The organism is Streptomyces cahuitamycinicus (assembly GCF_002891435.1).
Classification (GTDB): Bacteria; Actinomycetota; Actinomycetes; order Streptomycetales; family Streptomycetaceae; genus Streptomyces; species Streptomyces cahuitamycinicus.
Genome location: NZ_POUC01000569.1, coordinates 1 through 4,129 on the forward strand (window position 1 = coordinate 1; position 4,129 = coordinate 4,129).

The 4,129-nt window shown below is 71.7% G+C and carries 5 protein-coding genes; 2 read left to right on the top strand and 3 right to left on the bottom strand.

From position 1 onward, the window contains the following. The first annotated feature begins 21 nt into the window (after positions 1–21). Positions 22–753, top strand: a complete 732-nt coding sequence (locus tag C1J00_RS39385) for a polysaccharide deacetylase family protein (RefSeq protein ID WP_439333474.1) — start codon at positions 22–24, stop codon at positions 751–753. Between the two features lie 37 nt (positions 754–790). Here C1J00_RS39385 and C1J00_RS39390 read toward each other — a convergent pair whose 3' ends face one another. Then, positions 791–1,459: a class F sortase gene (locus tag C1J00_RS39390; protein ID WP_102913674.1), complete on the bottom strand. Its 669-nt coding sequence runs from the start codon at positions 1,457–1,459 to the stop codon at positions 791–793. Positions 1,460–1,809: 350 nt separating this feature from the next. Between C1J00_RS39390 and C1J00_RS39395 the strand changes: the two genes are divergently transcribed. After that, positions 1,810–2,337: a hypothetical protein gene (locus C1J00_RS39395; protein WP_180989859.1), complete on the top strand. Its 528-nt coding sequence runs from the start codon at positions 1,810–1,812 to the stop codon at positions 2,335–2,337. Positions 2,338–2,446: 109 nt separating this feature from the next. Here the strand turns inward: C1J00_RS39395 and C1J00_RS39400 are convergent, their stop codons facing one another. Next, positions 2,447–2,974 carry a hypothetical protein gene (locus C1J00_RS39400; RefSeq protein WP_102913676.1) on the bottom strand — a complete coding sequence of 176 codons (528 nt, stop codon included), beginning with the start codon at positions 2,972–2,974 and terminating at the stop codon, positions 2,447–2,449. A gap of 224 nt (positions 2,975–3,198) precedes the next feature. Then, on the bottom strand, positions 3,199–3,933 hold the full coding sequence (locus C1J00_RS39405; protein ID WP_180989860.1) for a bestrophin-like domain: 735 nt from the start codon (positions 3,931–3,933) through the stop codon (positions 3,199–3,201). Positions 3,934–4,129: the final 196 nt, after the last annotated feature.

A 4,129-nucleotide genomic window follows, 5' to 3' on the forward strand; every position in this document is an offset into this window, starting at 1 on the left:
GCGCAGAAGTTCGGCACGCAGCTGGGCGAACCGGGCGCTGTCGGTATCCATCTCCTGGCCTCGGCAGCGTCAGCGGCCGTCCGCTGCACGCCGGCGTGCCCGACCTGGACCGCTTCTTCCGTCCGCGCCGCGCCCCGGCGCACCCTGGTGCGCCGCGAACCGCTGCTGCGCGTGTCCGGCCGGGGCCGCACCATGGTGCTGACCTTCGACGACGGCCCCGATCCCCGCTACACCCCGGACATCCTGGACACCCTGGCCGAGTACGACGTGCGCGCGATGTTCTTCGTGTGCGGCGAGATGGTCGCCGGCGGCAGGAGGCTGCTGGCCCGGATGGCCGACGAGGGCCACGTCGTGGGGAACCACACCTGGTCCCATCCGTTGCTCACCCGCCTCACCCGCAGGCAGATCCGCTCCCAGATGGAACGCACCTCCGACGCCATCGAGGACGCCTACGGGGAGCGCCCCGAGTGGTTCCGCGCTCCCTACGGAGCCTGGAACCGCGCCGCCCTCGAGATCGGCGCCGAGCTCGGCATGGAACCGCTCGCCTGGACGGTCGACACCCTCGACTGGACCACCCCCGGGGCCCGGTCCATCGCGAACCGGGTTGAACGCGGCGCCGCCCCCGGCGTCGTGGTACTCGCCCACGACGCCGGGGGCGACCGCTCGCAGAGTGTGCGGGCCCTGCGGCGCTACCTCCCCGAACTGCTGGACTCCGGCTACCACGTCACCGTGCCCCGGCGGCACTACGCGTAACGCACCGCGCGGCTTTCGCCCGCCCGGCCGGGAACGCTCAGAGCACCTCGACCAGGCGGGCGAAGGCGACGACGTTCCCCGCATAGCCCTCCTGCTCGGAGAAACCGCCGCCGCAGGTGATGACCCGCAGTTCCGGCGCGCCCTTGGACGCGTAGACACGGTCGCCGGGGAAGTTGTCCTTCTCGAACACCTCGACGCCGTAGATCTCGAACGCGGCGGTCTTTCCGTCCTGCCGGGCGACCTCGACGCGATTTCCCTGTTTCAGGGCCCCGAGTCCGTAGAACACGGCAGGGCCCTGCTGGTTGTCGACATGGCCGACCACCACCGCGGTGCCCTTCTCGCCGGGGGTGACGGCACCGGTGAACCAGCCGGCCAGGTTGGGGTCCTCCGGCGGCGGGGCGCCGACCCAGCCGTCCGCGTCCAGGCCGACGGGAATGATCGGCGCGTCGACCTGGATCGCCGGGATCCGGACCCGGTCCGGGAGGGCGTAGGGCAGGGGCGCCACGGCCCCGTCGAAGGTGCCGCCCGGTACCCGGCTGTCCGCCGCTGCCGCCGTCGCCGGCTGCGGCGGGCCCTCGTCGAACTCCCCCGAACCGTTCCGGATGAGCGCGAGGCCGGTCAGCAGAACCAGCGCTATCACGCCCCACGGGGCGCGCTTCTTCTGCCGTGCCGCCTCTTCCGCCTCGGCCAGCTCGGACGCAGACATTCGCCATCCCCTCTCGACGCGGCCGTCCCCGTGCCCATCGCGCATAGCAGAACGCTAAGCGGCCCGCACAAAACCGGCGACGGGGCGGGGGCGAACGGGTGGCCCGGGCCGAAAGGGGCCGCCCGGCGACTTGAGGTGCGCCATCCGAGTTGCCGCGACGAGGAAATTTCTGACGGTCCGTGACCTGCGGTGATATCCGATTGTGCGGTTTTCCCGCACCGCCTTCTCTCACCAGGACGGACCATTGCCGAAATGCGGGTCGCGGCACGGCAACTGACTGTCTTTCTGGGAGGCGCTTTCTCGCCGATCGACCGGGGACGGGTCCCGGGGCGTCTTCCGCGGAGGTTCACATGCGTAACACTCGTGCCCTGGCGGTCGCCGGCGCAGCTGTCGCCGCCCTCGGCCTCTCGGCCCCCGCGGCCGTCGCGTGGGACAACAAGCCCAGCAACATCGTCGTCCTGCCCAGCGTGATCGCCCGTGGCGGCCAGCTGACCATCACCGTCGACGGCTGCCGCAACGGCGGAACGGCGACTTCCAGCGCGTTCTCGCCGACGCAGCTCTCGCCGGTCAGCGGCGGTGGCGGCAAGGGCAACGAGGGCGACCGGGGCGGCGCCGGCAACGGGACCGCGCGGGGCACCGCCACCGTCAACAGCAATGCCCGCCCGGGCCCGTACGACATCACGGTCACCTGCGACGGCAGGAGGCTGACCAAGCCCCAGGCCTTCACCGTCATCGGCGGTGTCCGTGGCGGTATCGGCGGCAGCAGCAACACCGGTGCGACGCCGACCGACATGGCCATCGGCGGCGGCCTCGTGGCCGCGGCGGTGGTCGGCGGCGGTGTGTTCTGGATGCGCCGCCGGGCCGAGCGGAACATCTGACGCCTCGCCGCGCCCTGCCTCTACGCGTCGTCACCTCGCACGTGAACGGTCTTCGCCCCGGCTCTCCCTCATCAGGGGAGCCGGGGCGAAGACCTGCGGGCGGGGGGTGTCAGCCGGCGTCCTCGTCGGTGCGGCGGCGCGAGAAGTGGTAGGCGACGCCGAGCGACCCGGCGATGAGCGCGGCGCCGAGGCCGATCTCCTTGAGGTCGAAGCCGGCGATGGTGCCGCCCTCACCGGCGTGCACTCCCTTGTGGGGGTGGCGCGTCGGGTGATGGGTGGGGTGGTGCGTCGGATGGCCGCCCGCGATCGTCAGACGCGCGGTGCCGCTCGACTCGTCGCACTCGAATTCCACCTCGTACACGGCACCGCGCTTGGCGTCCCAGTCGACGGTGGCCGTCGTCCAGGACTCCTCCGGCGGGATGGTGACCAGGTCGAAGACCGGTGAGTTGACCGCCGCCTCGCCCTGGCACGCCTCGTTGCGCACCACCCGCAGGGTGACGTCGCCCCCCGGCCTGACGGTGGAGGGCTCCACGCTGAAACCGAAGTCGGTCTGGATCGCCGCGTCGGCGGCGGGCACGCAGGAGGTGAGGGCGCCGGCGCCCAGCAGTACGGCCGAAGCGACGCATATCGCGCGCATGGTGAATCCTCCGGGTCCCCGAGGAGCAGCCGCGGACCTGTTCCGCTCACGTCACAAATGCACCTCGATGCCCGAAACGCTAGGAAAGCGTGCGGGGTGGCGCGATCGCAGTAGGGCGAATGGGGCATGGGTGTGGGCCGCCCGGGGGAACGCCGCCCGCGCGGCCGGGGGACGGCGACGGTGTGTCGCGAGCCCCCGGCCGGGATCCGTGCCGCGAGGCGCCGTCAGTCCCCGACGCCCGGGAAGAGGCTCAGGAACGGGTCGGCCGAGGCGGTCACGCCCCTGCTGTAGGGGGAGTCGAAGTCCCAGATCAGAAACAGCAGGAAGGCGATCAGTGCCGAGAACAGCCCGGCCAGGACCAGTTCGCGGGTCGTTCTGCGAATCTGCAGCGCGAAGATCATCCCGATGGTGACGACGGCCCCGGCGATCAGCCCGAACCACACGACGCCGGGCATGGTCTCCCCGGTCGACTCCGCCCGGGCGATCCGCGCTTGGCTCGCCGCGGTCACCTGGTCCATCAGCGGCTGGTAGGCCTGGGCCTCGAAGTCCGTCGCCGGTTCGTAGTCGGTGACGTCCTGGCGGATCCGCTCGAAGAGCCGGGCGCCGCGCTCGGTGACCTCGCCCTTGTCGGCCATGGTGTCCCACTCGGTGGTCACGACATGGCTCACGTACGTCCGGATGTCGTCCCGGATGCGGTCGCGTTCCTCCGTCGGATAGACCCGCACCCGCTCGGAGATCTCGTGCAGCGCGGTCGCCTCGGCCTGGACATGGTCCTGGGCGGCGCTGCGTCCCTCCCAGACACCGGCGATCGCCAGACCCAGCACGATGGCGTAGACCACGCCGATCCACATCGTCATGTACTCGATGACGTCCGGAGTCTCACTGGGGTCCTCGTCCTCGGGCGCCGCGCGGTGCCGTACGAAGGTGATGATGACCACGACGGCGCAGGCGGCCAGCATCGCGAGGGTGAGAACAAGCCATTCCGGCAAGGGGTACCTCCAGGGCTTCAGGGATCAGCGCGCGCGCAGCGCGGCGACGGCCACCACCGCGGGCACCGTGACGAGCAGGACGAAGGTGAGCGGCGACATCGCGCCTGTCGCCGGCCGTGGCCGGGGCGGCGAGGCGCGGTAGCGCGGGTAGTGCACGGGCGTCGCG